The sequence below is a fragment of the Paenibacillus sp. Z6-24 genome (genome assembly GCF_054161335.1).
In genome coordinates, this window is the sequence record NZ_CP096398.1 from 2,746,182 (window position 1) to 2,771,759 (window position 25,578).

The 25,578-nt window shown below is 45.8% G+C and carries 12 protein-coding genes and 1 pseudogene; 3 read left to right on the forward strand and 10 right to left on the reverse strand.

The window, feature by feature from the left end:
• Window positions 1–30 precede the first annotated feature (30 nt).
• From M1D61_RS11865 to M1D61_RS11905, 9 genes and pseudogenes are all read right to left on the reverse strand, one after another.
• Window positions 31–7,809, reverse strand: coding sequence for an amino acid adenylation domain-containing protein (locus M1D61_RS11865; RefSeq protein ID WP_458122492.1), 7,779 nt, complete (start codon window positions 7,807–7,809; stop codon window positions 31–33).
• A 34-nt stretch (window positions 7,810–7,843) separates the two neighbouring features.
• A complete protein-coding gene (locus tag M1D61_RS11870) occupies window positions 7,844–9,151 on the reverse strand; it encodes an MFS transporter (RefSeq protein WP_458118715.1) in 1,308 nt (435 codons plus the stop codon).
• Window positions 9,152–9,470: 319 nt separating this feature from the next.
• Window positions 9,471–11,471 (reverse strand): ATP-dependent DNA helicase, encoded by a 2,001-nt coding sequence (locus tag M1D61_RS11875; protein WP_458118716.1) that lies wholly within the window; start codon window positions 11,469–11,471, stop codon window positions 9,471–9,473.
• 357 nt (window positions 11,472–11,828) lie between these two features.
• Window positions 11,829–13,346, reverse strand: a complete 1,518-nt coding sequence (locus M1D61_RS11880) for an ABC transporter permease/substrate-binding protein (protein WP_458118718.1) — start codon at window positions 13,344–13,346, stop codon at window positions 11,829–11,831.
• A 62-nt stretch (window positions 13,347–13,408) separates the two neighbouring features.
• Window positions 13,409–14,116: pseudogene (locus tag M1D61_RS11885) on the reverse strand (ABC transporter ATP-binding protein); the annotation flags it as partial.
• A 233-nt stretch (window positions 14,117–14,349) separates the two neighbouring features.
• The gene (locus M1D61_RS11890; protein ID WP_458118719.1) at window positions 14,350–15,486 is read right to left on the reverse strand and encodes a bifunctional cystathionine gamma-lyase/homocysteine desulfhydrase; all 1,137 of its coding nucleotides are present in this window, start codon (window positions 15,484–15,486) and stop codon (window positions 14,350–14,352) included.
• A 4-nt stretch (window positions 15,487–15,490) separates the two neighbouring features.
• The gene (locus M1D61_RS11895) at window positions 15,491–16,414 is read right to left on the reverse strand and encodes a PLP-dependent cysteine synthase family protein (RefSeq protein WP_458118720.1); all 924 of its coding nucleotides are present in this window, start codon (window positions 16,412–16,414) and stop codon (window positions 15,491–15,493) included.
• Between the two features lie 414 nt (window positions 16,415–16,828).
• The gene (locus tag M1D61_RS11900; protein WP_458118721.1) at window positions 16,829–18,061 is read right to left on the reverse strand and encodes a YsnF/AvaK domain-containing protein; all 1,233 of its coding nucleotides are present in this window, start codon (window positions 18,059–18,061) and stop codon (window positions 16,829–16,831) included.
• 134 nt (window positions 18,062–18,195) lie between these two features.
• Window positions 18,196–18,711: a general stress protein gene (locus M1D61_RS11905; protein ID WP_458118723.1), complete on the reverse strand. Its 516-nt coding sequence runs from the start codon at window positions 18,709–18,711 to the stop codon at window positions 18,196–18,198.
• Between the two features lie 602 nt (window positions 18,712–19,313).
• Here M1D61_RS11905 and M1D61_RS11910 point away from each other — a divergent pair.
• The 3 genes from M1D61_RS11910 to M1D61_RS11920 are packed head-to-tail and all read left to right on the forward strand — an operon-like array spanning window position 19,314 to window position 22,923.
• Window positions 19,314–20,255, forward strand: coding sequence for an ABC transporter permease (locus tag M1D61_RS11910; protein WP_458122493.1), 942 nt, complete (start codon window positions 19,314–19,316; stop codon window positions 20,253–20,255).
• Between the two features lie 42 nt (window positions 20,256–20,297).
• The gene (locus M1D61_RS11915; RefSeq protein ID WP_458118725.1) at window positions 20,298–21,209 is read left to right on the forward strand and encodes a carbohydrate ABC transporter permease; all 912 of its coding nucleotides are present in this window, start codon (window positions 20,298–20,300) and stop codon (window positions 21,207–21,209) included.
• Window positions 21,210–21,267: 58 nt separating this feature from the next.
• Window positions 21,268–22,923, forward strand: coding sequence for an extracellular solute-binding protein (locus tag M1D61_RS11920; RefSeq protein ID WP_458118727.1), 1,656 nt, complete (start codon window positions 21,268–21,270; stop codon window positions 22,921–22,923).
• Window positions 22,924–23,176: 253 nt separating this feature from the next.
• Here the strand turns inward: M1D61_RS11920 and M1D61_RS11925 are convergent, their stop codons facing one another.
• Entirely contained in the window at window positions 23,177–25,528 is a 2,352-nt protein-coding gene (locus M1D61_RS11925) for a helix-turn-helix domain-containing protein (RefSeq protein ID WP_458118728.1), read from the reverse strand.
• Between the last annotated feature and the right edge of the window lie 50 nt (window positions 25,529–25,578).

Sequence of the window (25,578 nt, forward strand, 5' to 3'; positions counted from 1 at the left end):
AGCCTCCCCATACCTTTTATAGAATGCATATTAGAAATTGAATTCAAAGCTTTCATTTTGCTCCAGCAGTTTTTTTCTGGCATCTATCTCTCGTTGAAGCTGGCTTTTTTCAGTTTCATCAAGAAGACTAATCTTTTTTACAGATAGATTGGTATCTTCGGCAAATTGCTTAAATATCAATATCAAATGGGTGGCTATTTTTTGAATATAGTAGTTGGAGTATTGGTTGTTGTTGTACATAATATCCAGCACGAGTTCTTCGTTCATACTGAATGCGATGCTGAGATCATAACCAGTCTGTTCTCTTGATGTCTCACGATGAAAATGAAATTCAGTAAACTGATTATGGTCTGTAGCATCAGGATAATTTTCAAATACGGTAAGATGATGAATAAGGTCCTGTTTCAAAACACTGTTTTTTTGTATCTCGGCCAAACTTACATAGTTATAGGTCTGTGACATATTGGCCTGCTGTTGGACACTTGTCAGCACTTCGTGAACAGTAGAGTTTTCCTGACATAGTACTCTTATCGGAACAGCATTGATCATCATCCCAATCATGGATTCAATTCCGCTTAGTTCTGCCGGTCTTCCTGCTATAACGGTACCGAATACCACATCCATACTATTGTTGTATTTTTGTAACAGGATGGCCCATACCGTCTGGCATACTGTATTGACCGTTATCTCATGGTCCCAGGCCAGCTGTTTAATTTGTTGGCTTAATTCCACGCCAAGTGACCGGCTCCACAAACCATCGTCGTAACCTGCCTTGCCATCCAGATCAGGCAGCAGTCGCGCAGACGTCTGGTACCCTTGCAAATTTGATTCCCAATACTTGAGTCCTGCTGCCAAATCTTGTCGGTACAGCCAATCCAGATAATCCCGGTAGTCGGGTGTCGCCGGTAAATATACTGTTTGCCCATTACTTAGTTTGTCGTAAATGGTCAACAATTCATTCATTATTAATGCGATTGACCAACCATCCATAATAATGTGATGTACATTAATTAATAAGATATACTTTGTTTCCTGAAGTCGTATAAGGTGAAGATTTATAAGGATATCTGTTCGTAATTCAAATCCTTTTTCAATACATTTTTGTTTATACTCGGTCAGCTTTTCCTCCTGATCAAGGCAATCCATAAGACACAAAAACGATATCGATGCTGCAGGTCTTTTTAAAACAATCTGGCAGGAATGCCTCCAGTGATCCAAAAACATTGTTCTGAGCACTGCATGTCTATCAAGCAGTATCGAAAAAGACTTTTCCAGAAGCACATGGTTAATTGTTCCGGTCAGTTGTATCGGTGTCTGAATAACATAGGCTGTAGTTGCATTGTTTTTCAGATAGGTATAAAAAATCCCCTCCTGCATCGGTGTCAAAAAGTCGATCGATTCAACTTCTGCAAATTCCCCGTGCAGTGCAGCTACTTCCCGCATAATTTCTGTATGCTCTTCTATACTGTACTCGTTGAGCCCATAATCGGAAGGCGTACGTTCCACAATATCTGTATGTGTCGTAAAATAAACGATTTGTTCAAAAGACTGCTTAAGCATTTTGCAAAATGCCATAATAGTTTCATCGGTATACATATTGTGATTGTATTCCAGTATCAGTTTTAATCTCCCCTGCTGAACTTTTCCATTGATATGAATATTTTGGTCAAAAGTCATTTCAGGATGAAACTCGGTTCCTTTCGCAAAATTGCAATAATTTAGCCATTCTTGTTTGTCTCCCTGATCAAACTGTCCCATATAATTAAAGCTGATTGGCACATCGACTTTATATTCCTCCTGATTGGCGCGATCCGTTAAATGTCGAATAATACCATATCCAATTCCTTTATTCGGAATACGACGCAATGTTTCTTTCGTTTTTTTGATAGTCATTGCCGGCTCTTTATCACCTATACTCAAAACGACCGGATAAAGACTCGTAAACCAGCCAACTGTCCGGGTGATATCCAATTCCTGTATTTCATCCCCTCTCAACTCTTCTCGTCCATGACCTTCCAGCATTAAAGACATCTTGTCCCGGCCTGTCCAGGTATGATAAGCCCGCCCAAGAGCGGTCAGCAGCAGATCATTGACTTCTGTTCCGTAAGGCTTATGAGAATCGGTCAGCAGGGAAAGCGTAGTCTGTTCATCCAAAGTCACTACCCGTGAAGCAAAATCTTTTTGTTTTGTACTTGTTTTTGGCTGCTGCATGTCTTGGATTTGCTTCACAACTGATTTCCAGTATCTTGTTTCGGTATACAGTTTGGAGCTTTGTGCATACTCATTCAAATAAGCTGCCCAGCCTTGAAAAGAAGCTGTCTTCGCAGGTAAACCTGCTTTCCTTCCTGCCTGTGCATTCTGATAAGATATAGCGAAATCTTCCGATAAAATTCTCCAGGACACACCGTCGACTGCTGCATGATGTATAATGAGCAGCAAATAATCACCGGCATCGGTTCTAAAAATACCTGCTCGCAACATAGTTCCGTTATACGGGTCCGTGCCGGACTGCAATTTATCCGCTTCTTTCATTATTTCCTGTTCAATATGAACGGAGCTGCTTAAGTCAAAGTAATCCACCTTAAACAATAAACGCTCTTCTACCGCTGTACTGCGATTGTATAACCGAGGAAGTGAGTTGTTATTCATTTCATCTGCATTATCGTGTTCCGGCAGGATGGCCAATCGTAATGCATCATGGTGCATTACAAGTGCTTTGAGCGCCTGTTCAACAGCCCACTTATCCAGTGTATTCACAGAATGGAACATATAAGATTGATTGAACTGCTTAAAAGCTGCCTGACTGTTATTTGTTATAAATTCCTTTAAGACAGGTGTCCAGCAAACAGCGCCTTCCACAGCTGCCTGAGAGAGATCGGATTTTTGAATTGACGCCTGCCGGGCAATTTTTTCAATCGTTTTCTGCTGCATCATATCTTTTACTGATATCTTTATATTATGCTGACGCAATCGCGAGACAATTTGAATAGCTTTGATGGAGTCTCCACCTGTATTGAAAAAGCTATCTGTCACACTAATTTTGTCCCTGCCCAAAAGTTCTTGCCATACTTCTGCTATCGTCCGTTCAGTATCGGTTCGTGGAGACACATAATCTTTTGTGACGGAATGAAATTCCGGCTTGGGAAGCGCTTTTGTATCAATTTTTCCATTCGGTGTCAAAGGCAGCTGGTCAAGAATCTGTATATGAGCCGGAATCATATATTCGGGAAGATCCTGTTCCAGGCTTGTACGCAGACCTGACATATTCAATTGAATGTTATTATGCGCTACTATATATCCATAAAGTGCGTTATCCCCTGATGCATCCGGTATAGCGATAACTACCGCTTCCTTAATTCCAATATAATTTCCTAACTTTTTCTCAATTTCGGCAATTTCCACTCTATACCCACGAATCTTCACCTGTCGGTCAATCCGGCCAAGAAATTCGAGATTCCCATCCGGCAGCCAACGAACCAAATCCCCTGTTTTATACAATCGCTCACCATCCATATAAGGGTGTACGATAAATTTCTCAGCAGTTAATTCCGGTTTATTCCAGTAACCTGAAGCCAGACCGTCTCCCCCCAGAATAAGTTCACCAGGAATTCCTATAGGAAGCAGCTGGTGATTGCGATCCATGACATAAGCAGTAGAATTGCTAACCGGCTTACCGATCGGTATACTTTGCTGTTCATCCCAGCTGCCTTTCATATGAAATGAAGTAGATATGACTGTATTTTCCGTAGGCCCATATCCGTTAATAATTTCTATTTCAGGAAATCTACTTAGAAGATGATTGACCTGCCTGCTGGAAATTACATCACCGCCGGCAATCACATATTTCACTTTTTCAAATGCTTCAGGCTGTGATTGGCTGAATTGGTTGAAAAAAGTGGTAGGAAAAATTAAATGGGTGATTTGCTGCTGCTGTATATAGGCAGACAATTCATCCGTATTCAGCAATAGTTGTTTGGAAACCAGATGCAAAGGCACGGTATGCAAAAGAGCGAGCCATATTTGCTGCACAGAAGCATCAAATGATAAAGACCCTGCCTGCATTAATGAATGACCGGAAAAAATTTTTATATAGTTGGTATTAATAGCCATTTTGGCCAGGGCACGATGGCTGATGCATACTCCTTTAGGATTGCCAGTTGTTCCAGAAGTATAGATTATATAAGCCGTATCTTCCGGAGTATGGGTCGATTTCATATTCTGTCTACTTGCCAGACTGACTTCCGGTGCCGTTATATCCATAATTTCAACAGACATCATGTTCAAGCCAGCTTCTTCTGCCCAAATATAGTCACCCATAATAAGCGTTGACCTGCTGTCCTCAACGATGTATTGAATTCGGGAAAGAGGATAATGTTTATCTATAGGCAGATATGCTGCTCCTGCTTTTAATACTCCAACCATGGAAATAATAGAATTTATATCCGTATCACAAATAATTGGAACGATTTTTCCCCGACCTATTCCTTTCTTGCGTAGACAACAAGCAATCTGATTGGATTTTTCGTTCAATTCTCCATAACTGCAGATTGATGATCCTGCAATCAGAGCCGGCAACGTTTCTCTGCCTGTCACAGCCTTTTCAAGCAGCTCTGAAATCGTACTGCTTTGTGGATACATTTTTTTGGTGTCATTAAATACATGCAAAATCCGATTTTTATCCTGCTCGTTCAAAAGGCAAATCCGAGCAAGGCGAATATTGTCCTCATCCAGCACTATTTTTAGCACCTGAGTAAAATGCCCCATCAAGGACTTTATAAATTCTTCCGTATACAAATCTTTGTTATATTCGATAAATCCTTTTAATTCCGATCCATACCGACCGATAATGAAAGTTAAATCAAATTTGGCAGTACCGTTATCTATTGACAGTTCTTTCATAGTAAAATTTTGCCCTGACCATGTATCTGTATTAAAATTTTGCACTGAAAAAAACACATCAAATAAAGGATGATGCCTGTATTCTGTTTGCATATTAAGGCGGTGAGCCATTTCACCAACATCATAATCCTGATGTTCAAAAGCTTCTGTCACACGTTTTTTGGTATTCCTCATAAATTCCCTAAATCCAAGATCATCCTCAGGCTTTATTCGCAGCGCAATACTGTTTACAAACATGCCTACACTGTTTTCTAGATCAGGATGACTTCTTCCCAATACAGGCGTACCTATTACAAAATCCTGCTGACCTGAATATTTTGAAAGAACGATAGAGAAAACAGATAATAGAAGGGCATATTCCGTGCTTGCTTGCTCTTTAACAAAATCAGCAATATTTTCACTAAGTGAGTAATCTAAATCGAAAAAGTGTTTGCCCCCTTTAATAGCGGATGCAGTTGTACGGCGACTTTCATCTATCGGAAGATTCAATCTCGGCACAGAATTACCAAGTTCCTGGTTCCAAAAAGCTTCTAATTCTTTTTTTCTTTCTTCATTATCATTTTTTTTATTCCAGAGTATATAGTCCAGATAAGACAATGATGGCTTTTCTGGCTCCCGCTCTTCATAAATAGCCAGCAAATCTTTAATCAAAATGGATAAGGACAATCCATCTGCAACAATATGATGTATATCTATCATTATCATCTGAAGATTATTCTCTTCCAGAAGAGTTACTCTAATCAATGGAGCTTTTTGAAGGTCAAAAGGCGTAATCAAAGATTTTATTCGGAGGGCTGCCGTTTCCACTGACAAATCATGATTATGTGTACACGGTATATATGTGAAAACAGAATCTACATCAGCAATAAATGGAACTATTTTCTGTCTAAATTCCACATCATTGATTACAAAGCTGGTCCGTAATGATTCATGACGGTTGATCAGACTTTTTACAGCTTCAGCCAGCCTGTTCGGTTCCATTCTGCCCTCTGTTACCAGATAGGCCTTGGATTCATTATAGGCAATAGAATACGGATCATTGATTTGAATTGCGATCAGTTTCTTCTGCATGGAAGATACAGGATAGTCACTGCCTTCGTTCCTTTTGAATACAGTAATTGCATTTTCTCGCTGTTCGTTTCCGTCCGTACTTGAATTCCGAATAAAATCAGCCATTTTCTGAATAGTATGATTGGCAAAAATGTCCCCTAGTTTTATTTTCACATTAAACGTTTTGCGAATCTCGGCCGCCATACGTAGCCCACTCAATGAATCTCCACCCAGATAATAAAAATCATCCTGCATATAAACCTGTTCGACCTTTAAAATATTACGCCAGATAACGGACAGCATTTGTTCTTCTTTTGTAGCTGCCACTTCATTTGAAGAAGAGGCATGCTGATCTGCGAACAATTCCATAATTTTTTTGCGATCGGTTTTACCTGTCACAGTAGTTGGTATCTGATCTACGATAAGCCAACGTGAAGGCAGCATATATTCGGGAAGATATTCTGCCAGATATCTCTTTGCTTTTTCTTCGGACAGATTTTCTCCCTGCAGTACAGCATACAATTGAGACTGCGACGATTCCTTATAAAACAGAGGAGCGGTTACCACTACAGCTTTATTGATTTCAGGACAACGAAGCAGCACACTCTCTACTTCTCCCGTCTCCACACGATAACCCCTGATTTTCACTTGGAAATCTTTACGCCCTCTAAATTGGATCATCCCATTGTCCAGTAAGAGGCCCAGATCACCAGTAGCATAAATCTTTCCATATAATGGATGTTTTTTGAATGCAATGTTGGTACGAATTGGATCTTTCCAATAACCTGGTGAAATATGATCACTGCTTACATGGATTTCTCCCGTTTCTCCTGGTTCAATCATTTTCCCTGTTTCATTCAGTACTATCAAATCAAGTCCAGGAACAGGTGTACCCAGCAGGGAGCTGTTTTGTACCTCATTCACCGATACACTGATTCCGGAATTAAAAGAAGATTCTGTTTGTCCGTATAAATTGTACAACTGAGCATGGGGAATCTTTTCGAATAAGCTTTCCGCATCATAGGGAATAACCGCTTCACCACCCAGCACGACCAGACGCAGCTGTGGCAATATTACATTTTCATCGAGTTCTTTTATAAAATATCTATACAGGGTAGGTACAGAATGCCAAATTGTGATTCGGTTTTTGAACAACCATTTACCCAAAGACTCGTCATCAGCCATATATCGGATATCTTTTGGGTATAGGGTAGCTCCGGCAAAAAGTGCACCAAATATGTCCATAATCGAAGCATCATGTATATAGGAGGAAAATAGAGTAAGCCGATCTGCAGGCATAATATTCGCGGCATGAATATAATTTTCAATATAAAAAATCATATGTTTATATGTCTGAATAACTCCCTTGGGCTCTCCGGTTGAACCCGATGTATACAATATGTAAGCCGCAGCGTTTTCTCTGGCAGTATGATTTAAATAATTGTAATCATAACTGTTCTGCAGTTCATTTATATTGATGATCGGTACAGGATGATGTAACGTCTGTAATAATTTCAAGGCCCTCTCTACATTTTTATTATTTGTAATTATGTAATGCGGTTCTGCATGTTCGGCTATATAAGCCGCTCTTGAGAAAGGATATGTCGAGTCAATGGGAATATAGGTTACTCCTGCTTTTATACAGGCCAGCATAGCTACAATCATATCTGCACCGTGTTCAAATAGCAGTACTGCCCTCTCTTGGTCGTTTAGTATGTCTATGGCGGCTGCAACCTTCATGCAGCCAGCTATCTGATTGGAAATCCTGTGTACGTCCATATAGCTATAACTTATTTCTGCTGTAACGACTGCAGGTGAATTGGGCATCACGTTCACCCTTTGCTCAAACTGATCCAACATCACTTTTACCCCTCCAGATTATACAAATTCATAATTAAAAATTTAATTTACGAAGTTCTTTATTTCTGTACATCAGTAAAGTGGAAATGAGCAGAAGCAGACTTGCGCTAAGAGGTAATGCATAACCAGGAATCAGATCCAGCAGAATGCCTGATAAAATGCTGGCTAAAGGAATCAACAAGGTGGACAGCATGCCTAGCAACCCGAATATTCTTCCTCTCATATAATCCGGAACTTTGCTTTGAAGCACTACGTTAATCGGAATCATTATGCACGGTACGGCGGCGGAAATAATAAAAAACAGAATGGAAATGACTAGACAATACTGTGATGTTGATAATTCAAAAACCGGATAAGTTAAAATCCCGGCAGCAAGCACACCGATATCCAGAATAAAAAAGCTCAAAATCATCTTTTTAAAATTACTTTTTTTAACTCCTATTACAGAAAAGAGAATAGCTCCTGCAAGCATACCTAGAGGAAACATAGCTTCAACAATGCCAAATTGAACCGAAGAAAAGTGTAATACCTGGTTTACAATGAAAGGGATGGGTATCGTAATACCAAAAATCATAAAAAAATTTATAAACATAAAAAACACAACTAACACTTTGAGCCATTTTTCCGTTTTGATATATGTAAGACTTTCTTTCAATTCGGCCATAAAATTATTGGATGGTAATTTTTTTGTGTGTTGTTCATCGGTGAGGGGAAGATTAAGCTTAAAGTTAACAAATTTGATTAATATCGCGGATAGTATAAAAGAAATACCATTTAGGAGAAGAAAAATTCGAATATCGATAAGGGCAAAAATAAAACCGCCTAAAAAGGGACCAATCATATTAGTCAAAGAAGTGACCATTTCATTCCATGAATTAATTTTAGGGAGGGATTCCACTTTTACTATATTGGAAATGGAAGCCCCAATGGAAGTATCAAAAAAAGTGTGGCAAATTGCCAATAGTACTGTCGTAATATATATGTACATCAGACTCAGTTGATCCAGCATAGAGGCTGCCAGCATTGTAAACACAATCAGTCCGCTTAAGATATCCATGCATATAATAATTTTTTTGCGATCAATACGATCAGAAATCACTCCGGAAATGGGTCCACATAAAATGGCTGGTATAGTTCCCAAAGCAAGCGTCAATGCAAAACCGAGGCCTGACCCTGTTATATGCAGCACATAAAAACTGATAGCAAAGTTGTATATGCTTGTTCCCGATAATGAGGAAAACCTGCTTAAAAGATAAAACAAAATATTTTGTGATTCTCTCCTTTGCCTGGATCGCTCCTGTATACTCCCAAAAAGTAACTCGGCTGCACTCTCTTTTTCCACTGAATAACTCACCCGCTTTAGCAATTAGTTTAAATGGATTATTATTATGTATTAATTTCCACTTTTTAATACATTATATTTGCTTAGTAATTAATTGTAAATATTATAATTTTTTATTATTTTTAACAAAATAGATAATTAAATATAATTTTTAAAACATATTGGAATATCATTTTTTCTAATGTAACTACGATTATATTGATCTTCATACAAACAGCCAGGGTGCATAGTTATACACCCTGGCTGTTTTATATTTATAATATGCACTTTTGATATGATGGCACAAACCATATTGTTCCTGCGCAGCGCGGATACGTGATTACGGCAGCAGCTGTTCGACTGCATGGCGCACATCGTCCTGCAGCAACTCCCGACCAAAGATGGATACCCGGCCGCTATCATCACGAGAACGGATCAGACGACCAATGCCCTGGCGCAAACGCAGCATCATATACGGCATGTCCACTGCATGGAATGCATCTGCCGCTTCTTGACGACGTGAAGCGAACACCGGATCATTGGGAGGGAATGGCAGTGACCAGATAATTACATGGGACAATGATGGTCCCGGAATATCCAGGCCTTCCCATAATGTAACGGCACACAGTACGCTCGTCTCCTCCTGCTGGAACTCAGAGATCAGATGACTGATCTCGGCAGTGCCCTCATAGAGCATCCGGTAAGGCAGGGTTACCCCTATCCCTTCTACCATCTGACGGAAGGCAGCCAGTTCCTGCATCGAGGAGAACAGCAGCAGCGAACGTCCTCCGCTCTGTTCGATCAAGTTCATCACCCGCTCGGTCTGCTGGCGAATCTCCTGTTCACTGACTCCCTGTATACCGGCTGTGCTGATGGACACATGCTTGCCTGCAGGATCATTGACCGACTGCATGCTGCTTGGACTGTATAGATCACTAATCAGCTCTGCCTTCATCTGCTCCTGGTAGTCATATGGCGAAGCGACAGAAAAAGACAGATACTCCTCGATACCGAGGCTGTCGGCAATATAGTCAAACGAGCCGTCGACTGACAACGTCGCCGAAGAGAAAATTACCGGCATTTTACGGGCAAATACCATCTCGCCCAGTACTTCCTTGACCTGCTTGGGCATAATGACCAGGGTCAGATCTTCATCTTCACCGGTTACCCAGGAGATCAACTGATCCTGTTGACGGCAAAGTCCCAGAGCCAGCTGAATCATTTCCAAATGCTCTTCGACAATCTTGAGCTGGTAATCGTCCAAGGTGAACAATCCGCTCTCAAATACCAGTTCTTCCTCGATCACATCAATATGCTGCTTGACCCGGGCAATCTGGGCCAGCAGTTCGCTGTTCCAGTGAATATCCTTGCGGTCCGAACCCGGAACCGGCTTGCTGTAACGAGCCAGCAGCTCGAACAGCATATCGCTCTGCACGATGACTTCTTCCACGGCTACCGCCAGTGTCTCGCGCACTTCACCATCCAGCAGACGAGTGACAATGCTCTCGAACAACGCCTGCTTGAGCTTGTAGGTCAGTGCGTTCTGCGCTGCTGTCTCCAGCAGATGGCCTTCATCAAATACAACGGAACTGTGTTCCGGCAGCAGCGGCAGCTGTCCTTCACGTTTGCGCGCTTCATACGTCCATACATGCTCCATATAGAAGTCATGCGAACAGATGATAATATCGGTCGCTTTGCGGTAATGGTCCCGTGACAGCGTCTGACCGCAGCGGTGACGCTGAGGACACACTAGACAATCCTGAAACACATCCCAGCCAATCTTGCTCCACTGCTCATCATCCAAGGCCGGGTAATCCTTACGGTTGCCATATGGACGGAAAGACTGCATCGTATCCGCGTAATGGACAAACTCCGGCAGATCCGTATAGATGTCGCGGTACATATCATGTTCCGACGGCTCTGCTCTTACTACATCCAGCTTGTTGAGGCAAATGTACTGATCCGGCGATTTGCCGAGACGGGCATCCACGTTCAGGTCCAGATAACGGGCCAGCTTGTGAATATCCCCTTCCGGCTTCACCAGCTGCTCAATCAGGGATTCATCCGCACAGGCGATAATCGCCGGACGACGAGTATAACGTGCATAAGCGATCGAATAAAGCAGGTAAACGAGTGTCTTCCCTGTCCCTACACCAGCTTCGGCAAAAATGGTTTTCTTTTCAGCATAGGCCTTTTCCAGTTGAAAGGCCATGTAAATCTGTTCGTCACGAAGCTCCAAACCAGCTTCCGGCAAAATATCGTAAAACACGTCCGCAATCCATTCTCCTGCTTGCTGGATGAATGGACGGGACGGATCAAATGTAAAAGGATACGTATTCAATCCAATTGTTCCCCCACCCGGTTAAAAGTACAATCCTTGATAGCTATAGTATCTGCTGAATTGCATCATTTCATTATAGCGCAATTGGCGGGGATGCGGAATGGGCAAATTAAATTTAATCTTTTGGTAGGGAGGCTGAAAATGGATGTCTTTAGCAGAGAACGCTCCAAGGGATAGATAATAAGGAAAAACCGGCTATTCCCGATGGGGTGCCGGTTTTTTTACTGCTCTGCTCTGCTCTGCTCTGCTCTGCTCTGCTCTGCTCTGCTCTGCTCTGCTCTGCTCTGCTCTGCTCTGCTCTGCTCTGCTCTGCTCAAATTATGAGTATAGATTGAACAGATAGATAGGGGAGAAGCGTTATTTTAGTAATCCTTTTTGCTGCAAATAAGTGCGTGCCACTTCGGCAGCGGGTTTGCCTTCGACATTAACCTGGTAGTTCATTTGCCGCATCTCATCATCCGTGATTTTGCCGGACAGCTGATTCAACGCTTCGGTCACTTCCGGGTACTGTACGGATGTATCGGCGCGCAGCAGCGGCGCTCCCTGGTAAGGTGGGAACAGTCCTTTGTCGTCTTCCAGTACACGCAGCTTGTACTGGGCCAGCTCGCTGTCTGTAGAGTAGGCATCGATCAGCTGGATATCTCCCGACTGGATGGCGCTATAGCGCAGCTTAGGTTCCATGGTAGTCAGATTGGCAAATTTGAAGCCGTACAGTTTGGCCAAGCCGACATAACCATCATTGCGATCGGCAAATTCGCGGGTGAATCCGACTTTGATCTGAGACGACACTTTGCTCAGATCGGAGATGGTCTTCAAATCATGCTGCTGAGCATAATCTTCCGGGACAGCCAGCGCATACGTATTGTTGTACTGCATTGGTGCCAGCATCTGCATGCCGAACTGCTGCTGCATGCCATCGCGGGCCTGCTCATATACCTGAGCGCTATCGGTGCTGACCGCATCTTCATGCAGAAATTCCGAGATCGCTGTACCGGTGAACTCCGGGTAAATGTCCACATCGCCGCCCTTGAGCGCATTGAACAGGAATGACGTTTTGCCGAGGCCCGGCTTTAGCTCGACCTTGAGATTCGTATTCTGCTCAATCAGTTCCTGATACATATTGATCAGAATCTCCGGCTCTGCGCCCAGCTTGCCGGCGATGACCAGATCTTTTTGCGACTGGTTAAACAGCGGCACAACAGTAAAGCCGAGAATAACGACTACGGCAGCCGACATTAGCCAGATCGAGCGGCGGAATGAGCTCTTCTCAATCATCCGCAGCAGCAGATCAAAGACAATGGCGAGCAGTGCAGCAGGTACAGCTCCCAGTATAATCAATGCTGTATCGTTGCGGTCGATTCCGAGCAGGATAATATCACCGAGACCGCCGGCACCGATCAGAGCAGCCAGCGTAGTAGTCCCGATAATCAGCACCATCGCGGTACGAATACCAGCCATAATAATCGGCATCGCCAGCGGCAGTTCAACCTTGAACAGTCTGCGGCTGCGAGTCATACCCATCGCATCGGCGGCTTCCAGCAGTGAAGGATCGACTTTACGGATGCCGGTATAGGTGTTACGCAGAATCGGCAGCAGTGCGTAGATGACAATCGCGACAACTGCAGGAACTGTACCTATGCCAAGCAGCGGAATCAGCAGTCCAAGCAGAGCAAGCGACGGAATAGTCTGCAGCACAGCGGTGACACCAAGCACACCTTCGGATATTTTCAGATGCCGGGCAATAAAGATCCCCAGTGGAATGGCAATAAGGAGTGCAATCAGCAGTGAGGTAAAGGAAATGACCAGATGGTCGGTCAGCGCCTGCCAGAGCTGATCCTGGCGCTGGCGGAATACATCTATGATGCTGTTATTCATAGAGTTCCCTCATTTCCGGAAACGGTGGACATCGACATTCCGTCCTGACGGATCGACTGGAAAAATTGCTTTACAAAAGAATTCGCCGGCTGCTGCAGCAGCCGCTGCGGAGTGTCCACCTGTATAATCATGCCCTCATTCATAATGGCAATCCGGTCGCCCAGCTTGACTGCCTCCTGAATATCATGGGTGACAAATACGATGGTCTTGCGGATCGTCTGCTGCAACTGCAACAGATCATTCTGCAGCCGCTCCCTGGCAATCGGATCAAGTGCACTGAACGGTTCATCCATCAGAATCACCGGCGGATCTGCCGCCAGAGCACGTATAACACCAATCCGCTGCTGCTGCCCGCCCGACAGCTCATCCGGGCGGCGGCTGCGGAACACGGCAGGGTCCATGCCTACCATATGCAGCAGTTCATCGATCCGTTTGGAAGTTCGGCTGCGGTCCCAGTGCAGCAGATCCGGAGTGACCGCGATATTCTCCTCTACCGTCATATGTGGAAACAGGGCTATTTGCTGCAGAACATAGCCAATTTGCTGACGAAGCTTATGTACTTGAATCGTGTTGTTGTCGGTTCCGTTCACATAAATGCTGCCCTCGGTCGGCTCGATCAGCCGATTGATCATTTTGAGGGTGGTCGTCTTGCCGCATCCGCTTGGGCCGACCAGCACGAAAAACTCCCCTTGTTCAATATGAAGATCCAGCGGCTGAACGGCAGTTGTACCGTCCTCATATCGCTTGGATACCTTTTTAAATGTAATCATTCATAACCTCCTGAATCGTTGTTATCTGCTATTACCCAACCTGCAAGCGACTTACCCAGTGACCTAGTCGGCCGTCAAGCCTCTACATTGCGGAAATCTATACCAAAAAGGCAGCCATCGCTTATAGATAGCCGCCTCTTGTATCCTACAGCATCCACATCAGATCATGCCGAATTGCTGTTATTTATTCATTTAACCATGTATTGATTTTGTGTATGCCGATAATAATCTACTTAGCCTTCCAATCCTGCCTTCAGATCCTCGATCAGATCTTCCACATCTTCTATGCCGACCGAGATGCGCATCAGCCCGGGCGTGATACCGAGTTCAGCGCGGCGATCTTCGGGAATGGAAGCATGTGTCATACGTGCCGGTACGGAAATCAGGCTCTCCACTGCGCCCAGACTCTCAGCAAGGGTAAAGTAATGCAGACGGCTCAGCAGCAGCTCGGCCGCTTCATTACTGCCCACATCAAAGGAAATGATACCACCGTAACCGCCTGTCTGCCGGGAAGCCAGTTCATGCTGAGGATGCTGCTCCAGACCCGGATAATAGACTTTGGTCACTTTATCATGCTGTGACAGGAAGTTTACAATCTCGCGTGCATTGCGTTCGATCGCTTCCATCCGCAGACCCAGCGTCTTAATGCCGCGGATCAGCAGCCATGAATCCTGCGGACCGAGAATACCTCCGACCGCATTCTGGATAAAGTGGAGTTCATCGGCAAGCTTCTCACTGTTCACCACAGCCAGACCGGCGACGAGATCACTGTGTCCGCCCAGATACTTGGTCGCCGAATGAAGCACAATATTCGCACCGAGTGTCAATGGGTTCTGCCAGTATGGCGTCGCGAATGTATTGTCGACGATAACCAGCAGGTCATGCTCATGTCCAATATCCGCCATGGCACGAATATCGGTTACCTTCAGCAGCGGATTGGTCGGCGTCTCAATATAGATCGCACGTGTATTGGGCTGGATCGCCGCTTTGACTGCTTCCGCATCGGTTGTATCCACAAAAGTCGATTCCAGACCGAGGCGGCTCAGTACTTTGGTGAAAATACGATAAGTACCCCCGTATACATCATCGGTCAGCAGTACATGATCACCACTGTTGAACAGGGTAAATACCGCATGGATGGCAGCCATACCGGAACCAAAGGCAAATCCTCGCTCCCCTTCTTCCAGATCCTTGATCAGTTCTTCTAGGGCAAACCGGGTCGGATTACCGGTACGGGAATATTCATAGCCTTGATGTACGCCGATACTTTCCTGCTTGTAGGTGCTGACCTGATATACCGGTACACTCACTGCACCTGTATGGGGATCGCCGGTAATGCCAGCATGAATCAATTTGGTTTTGCGTCTCATAAGATTAAATACCTCCTTCATAAATGTGCTTGCTCAGATAACGTTCACTGCTATCGGGGAAAATGGTTACGATATGCGCTCCATCCGGCGCCTGCTCCGCTTCCAGCAGTGCGGCATGAAGTGTGGAACCGGCCGAACTGCCGATGAGCAGCCCTTCCAGCCGCGCCAGCTCACTGACCCGGTTGAATGCATCTTCATCACTGATTGTATGAATCGCATTAAAGTAGGACTTGTCGATAAAAGCAGGAATCATCTCCATGCCAATCCCTTCGGTCTTGTGCGAACCTGAGGGTCCACCGTTCAAAATGGACCCTTCCGGTTCGACGATCACGGTCTTGAGCTGGGGATTTTGTTCCTTTAAATACCTGGAAGTGCCCATAAATGTACCACCGGAGCCTGCACCGGCGACAAACACGTCCACTTTGCCCTCGAGATCGGTCCAGATCTCCGGCCCCATCGTCTCGTAATAAGCCTGCGGATTGGCCGGATTGCTGAACTGTCCGGGACAGTAGGCATCCGGAATCTGCTGTTCCAGCTCCCGCGCTTTCTCAATCGCTCCGCTCATGCCAAGCGCGGTCGGAGTATGGACGATTTCCGCACCAAGTGCTTTCATCAGAATCTGCTTCTCGATGCTGAACTTCTCGGGTACCGCGAAAACAACACGGATGCCTTCATGAATCGCCGCCATGGCAAGGCCAATCCCCGCATTGCCTGCTGTCGCTTCGACCAATGTACCACCGCGCTTCAGCTTACCGCTTGATAATGCTTCCTGGACAAGAGCACGACCTACCCGATCCTTTACACTGCCCCCCGGATTCATGAATTCCAGCTTGGCGAACAGCCGTATACCACGCGGCAGATGATAAGCGTTAATCTCAACCAGCGGCGTATTTCCAATCAGTTCCATCGTATTGCTGTATAATGTCATGTTCATGCTCCTGTTCTTCACTTTGACCGTTGGTCAATAAATTAAAAATGTTAGCCAGCAGCTTGCAGCTGTCGGATTTTATTTCTCTCCATAGTTATAACCTATTAAACTCATAGGAATTGTATATAAACGATAATTTGAGTATAATGTCGTTTGCCTGGAGCGTCAAAGGTTTATTTACTTTTTCCTGAAATGGAAAAAAGATACGTCTAACTTCCCCTTGTGCAACTCTGGTCACTTCGAATTGCAGTTGATAAAAGGATCACAGCGGCTCACTATAAATAGTCGCGTAACCGAGATTCCGTTATTTCCCTGCTCTAAAAACCGTCTGATTTGCACAGAAAAAAGCCTGCCGAGTATATACTCAGCAGGCTTTTAACCTTATATCTATTTATACGGCGTTGGAAGAACGAATTAGTGCTTCATGCGATTGATCGCATCTTTACCGTTCTCCAGCATGTCTTTACCGCGCTCTTTGAGGGACTCATCGTGTGTGTTATCTACACGTCCGGTTGTGCCGGCTGCTCCGGTGGTAGTACCCGGCGTACCGGTTACTCCTGCAGTTCCAGTAGTAGTGGTACGAGTCTGGTCACCACTTACAATCGGCTGTCCAGTCTGGTTGATACGCGCTTCTTCACGTTTCACTGTATCCTGTACCTGCTCTGTATTTTGAACAGTCTGCTTGTGCACTTCCACTTCGCCGGTTACGACGTTGTGTTTGTCCACATGAACCTGCTCTTCACTCACAGGAATACGGATTTGCTCGCTTTGACCGACCGGTTCATTGGTCACTTCATTGTTGATCGCTCTGCGCTCGATAACCACTTCCTCATGGTTAACCGGTACATTGATCGTTTTTTGCTCTTCCACTACTTCCTTGCGGACCTCCACTTCACCTGTACGTACATTGTCTTTGCTTACGTCCAGTCGTTCTTCACGCAGACGGAGGCTTTGCTCGTCTTCACCGGAATCGAATACGCCATCCATATTGGCTGCAGTAGCTGCTGTAGCGGATGTTCCTGGTGCGCCGTTTACCGTAGTGGATGGTGTAGGCGTAGTGTTCGTAGCTGTAGTATCCGGGATGGTAGTCTCGTTATCATAGTAACGGCTGTTAGTCGCATTGTTGGCGCGGAAAATGTCGTAGATGCGGCTGCGGTTGCCTGCTGCACTGTCGACCATAACCAGAATGTTACCTTCATTTACGTTAGTCTCATATTCACGAGCTTCTTCTTCCGGAATACCCAGCCCGATCAGACCGCCGACCAGTCCGCCCGCACCGGCCCCTGCTGCTGCACCTGCCAGCGTCACTGCGATTGGGCCTGCTGCCATGATCGGTCCGAATACTGGAATGGCTGCAAGACCGAGACCTGCCAGCAGTCCGGCTACACCGCCGACCACGCCGCCTGTTGCTGCGCCAGTAGCCAGGCCTTCAGGAGCCTTGGTACCTGTTTCTTCATTTATATGTTTAACATCTTTGCGATTTTTGCTGACTACAGAGATATCATCTGTCGAGAAGCCTGCATCCTTCAATTGCTGGATCGCGTTGCTCGCTTCGTTTTCGTTTGTAAATACACCTACGATTTTACGAGTCTCATTGTTCAAGTCCATATTACGGTTATTTTCATTGTTTTGGTTGTTCATCATCATTTTCATCCTCCTTGGTAGTAGATAAATAAGTTGTTCTGGATTCTTACATGCTTTGTTCAACCTGTTATATTCTTAACCACCTCATATAATATTAAACAGGTTAATTTTTCCATTCCTTTTGATTAACTATTCAATCATTCAAATAAATTAGCGGCGTGATTCGCACGAAATATACGATATACTTCCTCTGTTCTGCCGGTCGCTTCTGCTACGAGGACGAGAATATTGCCATCCTCCAGCTGATCATTATAGTGATTGGCTTCTTCTTCTGATATCCCATATCCGATTAATGCACCGATCAGCCCGCCGGCTCCTGCACCGAATAATGCACCGGTGAACATACCGACAATCGGACCTGCCGCCAGGATAGGACCTACTCCGGGAATAGCGAATGTACCAATACCCGCCAGCATACCGGCCAATCCTCCGAAGATGGTCGTCTCGGACATGCTGGATTCTTTTTCATATTCAATATCAACACCGGTCTCCCGCTCAATCGCTTTGGCGTCTTCCGGATTTTTGGCCAGAATGGAAATATCCCGCTCTTCAAAACCTGCAGCTTTGAGATCGCGGATAGTATGAATTGCCTGCGGCTCATCCTTGAATACACCGACAATCTTTTCCATTACTTTATTATGATAATCGCTCATCAGGATCACCTTCATTCGATTTATTGTCTTCTCTCTCTATTAGACGCAAAGCGGGGGTGGCTAAACTGTTATCCTTTAATCCTTCATTAATATGTTATTGTTATCCCTGATTAAAAAGGGATTTAACCTGCAATCCTGCTTTGTTTGCGAGCTGAGCGATCGTCATGGAAGCAAATAACGGATTTTGCGTTTTACCTTACACATGTAAACGCTTATAACTAACATGTACATTCAGCAAAAGCATTCTCCTTGATATGAAAGGGCTTTCAATAAATCTATACACTATATCAAAAGAACATAGTAGGCTTGATATGACATCATATTTTACATATTGCCAGAACAGGCATATTCAGTATCTTCCAGAAGAGTACATACCGCCACTGGAAAGGATACACTGTACTTTTTCCGTTTTCTTCTATAAGGGATCTGTATGGCACATTCCACATATTTACGTAAACCAGGCTGCTTTTTACACTGGGAACATCACAAGCAATGTATAGACCACTCAATGTATCGACCGATCTCGCTATTGCATTCATGTTCATGCTTTTTATCCAGAAAGGAGGAATAGGATGCCAAAAAATATGGCAGATACAGTTCAGATGGATGGGGTCTCTGCACCTTCGGTACGCAGCAGGAGACACAGTCTTTGGAGACGAATCTCACGCAATTGGGAGCTTTACCTGCTGATTGCTCCCGCTTTCCTCTACTTCCTTATTTTCCATTACGGACCCATGTACGGCATTCAGATCGCGTTCAAAAACTTTTTGCCCGCCCGTGGGATTACGGACAGTCCATGGGTCGGATTGGATCATTTTATCCGCTTCTTTCATTCCTATTATTTCTGGGATCTGATCCGCAATACGCTGACGATCTCCCTTTATCAACTGATCGTGGGCTTCCCGCTGCCGATTCTGCTGGCGTTGGCTTTTAATGAAATCAAGAACGGCTGGTTCAAGCGTACGGTACAGACGGTCACTTATGCCCCTCACTTTATCTCGGTGGTCGTTATGGCTGGTATTATCGTGACATTCCTGTCTCCGTCCACCGGCATCATTATCAATATTATCGAATGGCTTGGTTTTAGTGCTCCTGCCTTTTTGACAGATCCGGCATGGTTCAAGACGATGTACGTATTATCCGGCGTATGGCAGAGTACCGGTTGGGGAACGATCATTTATCTGGCAGCACTGTCAGCGGTTGATCCGCAGCTGCATGAAGCGGCGATCATGGACGGAGCGAGCCGTTGGCGCAGGATTATTCATATTAATATTCCAACGATTATCCCGACCATTACCATTTTGCTGATTCTCAATGTGGGCAGCATTCTGGGCGTTGGATTCGAGAAAATACTGCTGCTGCAAAATCCGCTGAATATGAGTTCCTCGGATGTGATTGATACCTTTGTCTATCGTACCGGTCTGCTGAATGTACAATACAGCTTCTCGACGGCAGTCGGTCTGTTCAACTCGGTGATCAATGCCATTCTGCTGATTGCTGTTAACCAGATCGCACGGAAAACAAGTGAAAACAGCCTCTGGTAACCGGGAGGCATCGATGTCCGAATCCTAAGGAGGCACTTCACTATGGCTGCTGTTATCAAGGAAAGCAAAACAGACCGCATCTTCCTGCTGTTCACGTATCTGTTCCTGGGAATTGCCCTGCTCTGTGTATTGTATCCGCTTGTATACATTGTTAGTGCGTCGATCAGTTCACCTACGTATGTGAATTCAGGCGAAATGTGGCTGCTGCCCAAAGGCATTACCTTTGAAGGATACCAGCGTGTATTTGAGAACCAGGCCATCTGGCGCGGCTATGCCAATACGATCCTGTATACGGTTGTCGGTACGCTGGTGAATCTGCTGGTTACGATTCCGGCGGCGTATGCACTGAGCCGCTCCGATTTTGTGGGTCGCGGATTTTTTATGGGAATGTTTCTGGTCACCATGTTCTTCGGCGGCGGTCTGATTCCAACGTACCTGCTGGTCAAGCAGCTGGGACTGATCAATTCGATGTGGGCTTTGATTCTGCCGGGAGCAGCTTCGGTATGGAACATTATCGTCGCCCGTACCTTTTTCCAATCCACGATTCCCAAAGAACTGCAGGAAGCGGCCCATATTGATGGCTGTACCAATCTGCGTCTGTTCTGGAAAATCGTGATCCCTCTCTCCTCGCCGATCATTGCCGTTATGGCCTTGTTCTATGGGGTGGGCCACTGGAACAGCTACTTCAACGCGCTGGTCTATCTGAATGATGAAGCCAAATATCCTCTGCAAATGGTACTGCGGCAGATTCTCGTCCTGCAGGAGATGAACAGCAGCGGAATTGGTACCGCTACCAGCGGTGAAACAGCGATGGCGATGAATGCCCGTGCTGATGTAGCTGCCCTGCTCAAATATGCTGTCATTATCATCTCGACGCTGCCGATTATTGCGATCTATCCATTTTTGCAGCGCTATTTTGTCCAGGGCGTTATGATTGGTTCGGTCAAAGGTTGATTACAGTGTGTCATTAAGGCTGGATGCACCCTATCCACGAATTTAAAGGAGGATTATTATGACTCATTCCACATCTTCTCGCTCCAATTCGTCCAAATCCGGATTCACCCGCTTCAGAGCACCCAAAGCCGCAGCAGTGGTTCTGTCATTTGTACTCGGCGCATCCCTGCTGGCCGGCTGTTCGGATTCCGCTGAGCCGAAAGCCGGCAGCCAGGAGTCGGCAGCCAATGTGAATAAAGAAGGATTCCCGATCGTCAAAGAAAAGGTTACTTTGCGCATGATGGGACCCGATGTAGGCGTACAAAAGTGGGCGGATATGCCGGCTTTTCAGGAAATGGAAAAAAAGAGCGGCATCTCCTTCCAGTTTGATAATCCTCCACTCGACAGCTTTGAGACTAAAAAGAATCTGACCTTTGCCAGCGGTGAATATCCGGATATTTTCTACGCCGCTTCGCTGACCCAGGCGGATGAAGTCAACTACGGAAGTCAGGGCATTCTACTCCCGCTGGAAGACCTAATTGACAATTATGCACCCAATCTGAAGAAAATTCTGGACGACAACCCGGAGATCCGCAAATCAATTACGACACCGGACGGTCATATTTATTCCCTGCCGGTTATCAATCAGCAGAGCATCTGGTATCGCAGCCCGATGTGGTACAACGGTGAGTTCCTGGATGCGCTCAAGGTCAGCGAAGACAAACTGCCAAAAACGACAGAAGAGTTATACGACCTGCTCGTTCGCTTACGTGATGAAGATCCGAACGGCAACGGCAAAAAAGACGAAATTCCGCTCGTATCGGTTAAATTAGACGACATCCGTTCCTGGCTGCTGGGTGCATGGGGAATCTATGGTGAGGATATCTATAACGATGCCAACGGCAAAGTACACTTTGCCCGTACCGAGGATGGGTACCGTGAATTCCTGACTTATATGAACCGTTTGTGGAAAGAGAATCTGCTGGATCACGAGACATTCTCCCAGACACCGGAACAGAAAAAAGCCAAAGGTGCAAATAATCAGGTCGGATTGTTTCAGGACTGGCATGCCTACTTTACACATGGCGGAGAACCAACTACCAATGATCCGATGTTTGTTCCTGTTAAAAGCGATAGCGTAGATCAACCGGCTGTCGCCATTCATCCGGGATTATCCACAGGTTCATTTGCCATTACAGAGAGTAATCCGGCACCGGAAGCTTCGATCCGCTGGGTCGATTATATGTATGGTTATGAAGGTGCGATGCTGTTTGACAAAGGACCTGAAGGTCTGATGTACGAGACCGTTAATGCGGAGGACCATACCAAAAAGTGGCTTCCTCTTCCCGACAAATTCAACAGCCGTGAAGATTATCGCGGTACGCTGACACCCAACTACGGTACACCTGCTCCTACCCTGCTGAGCACTGATCTGCAAAAGGGACTCAAAGAAGAATTCGATGTCTGGGTCGATAAGCAAAATGAAGAGAAAATCCTGGCCTATGATCCACAGCCTCCATTCCCGATTCTGTATCTGACACCGGAAGAACAGGCCGAGATCTCCAGCCTGCGCTCGGATATGGATACGTATGTGCAGCAGATGGAAGCCAAATTTGTTACCGGCCAAGAGCCGCTCAGCGGATGGGACAACTATCTGGCTACGGTCAAGCAAATGGGCAGTGACCGCATGATCGAGATTTACCAGACCGCGTATGACCGCTGGAAATCCAGCTAAACCTGCTGGATGGTACTCTAATTTGGCCAGCAGTGGTATCAGGATGGATGAGGAAATGCATGGCATGAATGAGAAATTGCAGTATTAGAGACACAGCAGCATTATCGTAGAATGACAGTATTAACGTTTTAGAATGATAACATTAGTGTTTTAGAATAACAGCAAATAAACCGTTCCGGCAGATTCGGGACGGTTTATTTGCTGTTGATCTCTATTCTCAGCTCAAATGTAACCGCATTCATTCGTAATTGGATCAGGAGATGGAATCTTTGCGATCAGTAGCCTCTTCTTCCGAATGAAGCTTGCGATACTGCCCCGGCGTGCATCCCATTTCTTTTTTGAATTTGCGGATAAAGTTGGCGGTATCCAGATAACCGACGCGTACAATAATATCCTTGAGCGGATCAGCCGTACCCGTAATCTGACGAATGACCTCATCACGGCGCAGCTGCCAGATATACTGGGAGAACGTCTGCCCGGTCTTCTCTTTGAACGTACGGCTCAGGTACGAGCTGGAAATGGAAAACTGTTGGGCCAGTCCTTCCAGACTGAGTGCATAATCGCAGTGATGTTCATTTACATAAGTGACCACCTGATCCATCATGGAGACCTGCTCGGTCTCCTGCTTGTGCTCGGCGCACTCACAGATCCGTACTGCCAGCAGCTGCAGACGCTGCTCCAACTCCTCAGCGGTTTCGAATCCGGACAGCTGCGGCATATCGCGCAGACTGTTCAGCAGTCCCGCTTCCGAAGCGGCGCGCAGTACCGTATTCAGCAGATCAAATAGTATGCAGCGCATCAGAGGCAGCGCCAGCGAGCGATCGTGCACACCTGCAGTAATGCTGTGGATCATATGCGAAGCCACCTGTATATTGCCCTGCTTAAGACTCTGGGACAGCTTAAGCAGGGATTCCGGACTGATCCAGTACTGCTCTCCATGACTGCTGCCTGTCTCCTCATGCAGTTGACAGAAATAAGTGACACTGGCCTGCTCGCTGATGACCCGGTATTCCATTGCTGTCGCAGCCTCGATAAAGGACTGGTTGATCTCGGTCAGCTGTGCATAGCTTGTACCGACACCTACAGTTGGCAGAGAACAGTAATGATTATACACAATACCGCGCACCGCTTCGACAATCCCGGTCATTTGAATTTGGCGATCCTCTGCCTCTCCCGGCCTCCAGCATACGGCCAGTGCCAGCCGGTTGCTCGAAGAATATTCGACACCATAAATATGCGCCTGCAACGCGTTCAGTTCCAATTCAGCCAGAAGCTCGGGCAGACTCGGATACGGACTGAGCATCTCATCCAGCAGCTCCACATTGGCATGCTGCTCCGCAGAAGGAGGGTCATTATTCGTAACCAGCGAGTCCCCTGAGAGGATCATCACAAAATACTGCTGACCTTCTCCGCGCAGACCCAGCGTATCAATCAGTCTCAGCGTCTCTGCATCTTCGGGCTGCCCATGCTTCATCAGCATCAGCAGGCACTGATGTCGTACATACGGCTCCTGCATATCCATCCGGTCCCTGTAATCATGCAGCGTCTGCCGAATCCAGGCCCATTCATTATGCGAAGCCGATACCGGCGGCTGAATGGAGAAATCCCTGTCATTGGACTGGGCAAATTCCACCAGGTCACGCAGCGGACCATATTGACGTCTCGCAAGCAGCAGCGCCACCGGTATACCGGCTAACGCAATCATGGCAAATATAAGTACAATCAGCGTCTGAATATGGAAAATACGGCTGAAGAACTGGTCGCTCGGCATCGTTGTAATGTACGTCCAGCCATTCTCCTCCGAATGCACGGCAACGACAGACTGCTGCTTGCCATTCAGCTCCATATTATGAATGCCCGATGTAAGACCGGCCAGCCTACCCAGCTCATCTGCACTGACTGCCTTATCATGCCTATTCGATGTCAGCACCTGTCCATGATTATCAAAAATATAGCTGTTGCCCTTGAAGTCGCTCAGAATGGAGTCCATCATCCCGGTCAGACGGGATTCATCGATCAGATACACGACCGTTGCATAAGAATAGGCATCCGTCGGCTTGATCGGCACCATATGTACCAGCATCGAAGATGGGCGTGAATTCAGATTGACCTGCTCGGCAGGACGTGTCATCGGATAACGAATCTTGTTTAGATCACGCTGGATAGCGGCTGCACTCCATCCGTCAAATTTATAGGTCTTGTCAAATACCACATTCAGACTGCTCAGTCCCTGAGAAGAATAAATGATCGAGTCATCGTGAAAATACAGAAACAGATCATCGATAATCGAACTGTTCGCCCGGTAGCGGTCCAGCGTCTTGATCGCTTCGCTGCTGTAATAGGGATGTCTGACCATATAGGGAGTCAGATTGTTATCATAGCTCATACGAATGGCAATATCGCGCAGCTCGGTCATCCTTCCATCAATCGTCATCCGGACATGATTGAGCTGATTCACATTGGACTGCTCAATTTCACTGCGCAGACTGTTCACTGCACTATGGTAGATCAGCAGGGTAATCACAATAAGGGGAATCCAAAAAATCAACAGGTAGGAAACTACATAACTTCGCAGTAAGCGTGAACCTTTACGTTTTAATTTCATCCGTCTCCTCCTTGGCTGCACTGATCTTATACAGCATGTATGGATTATGG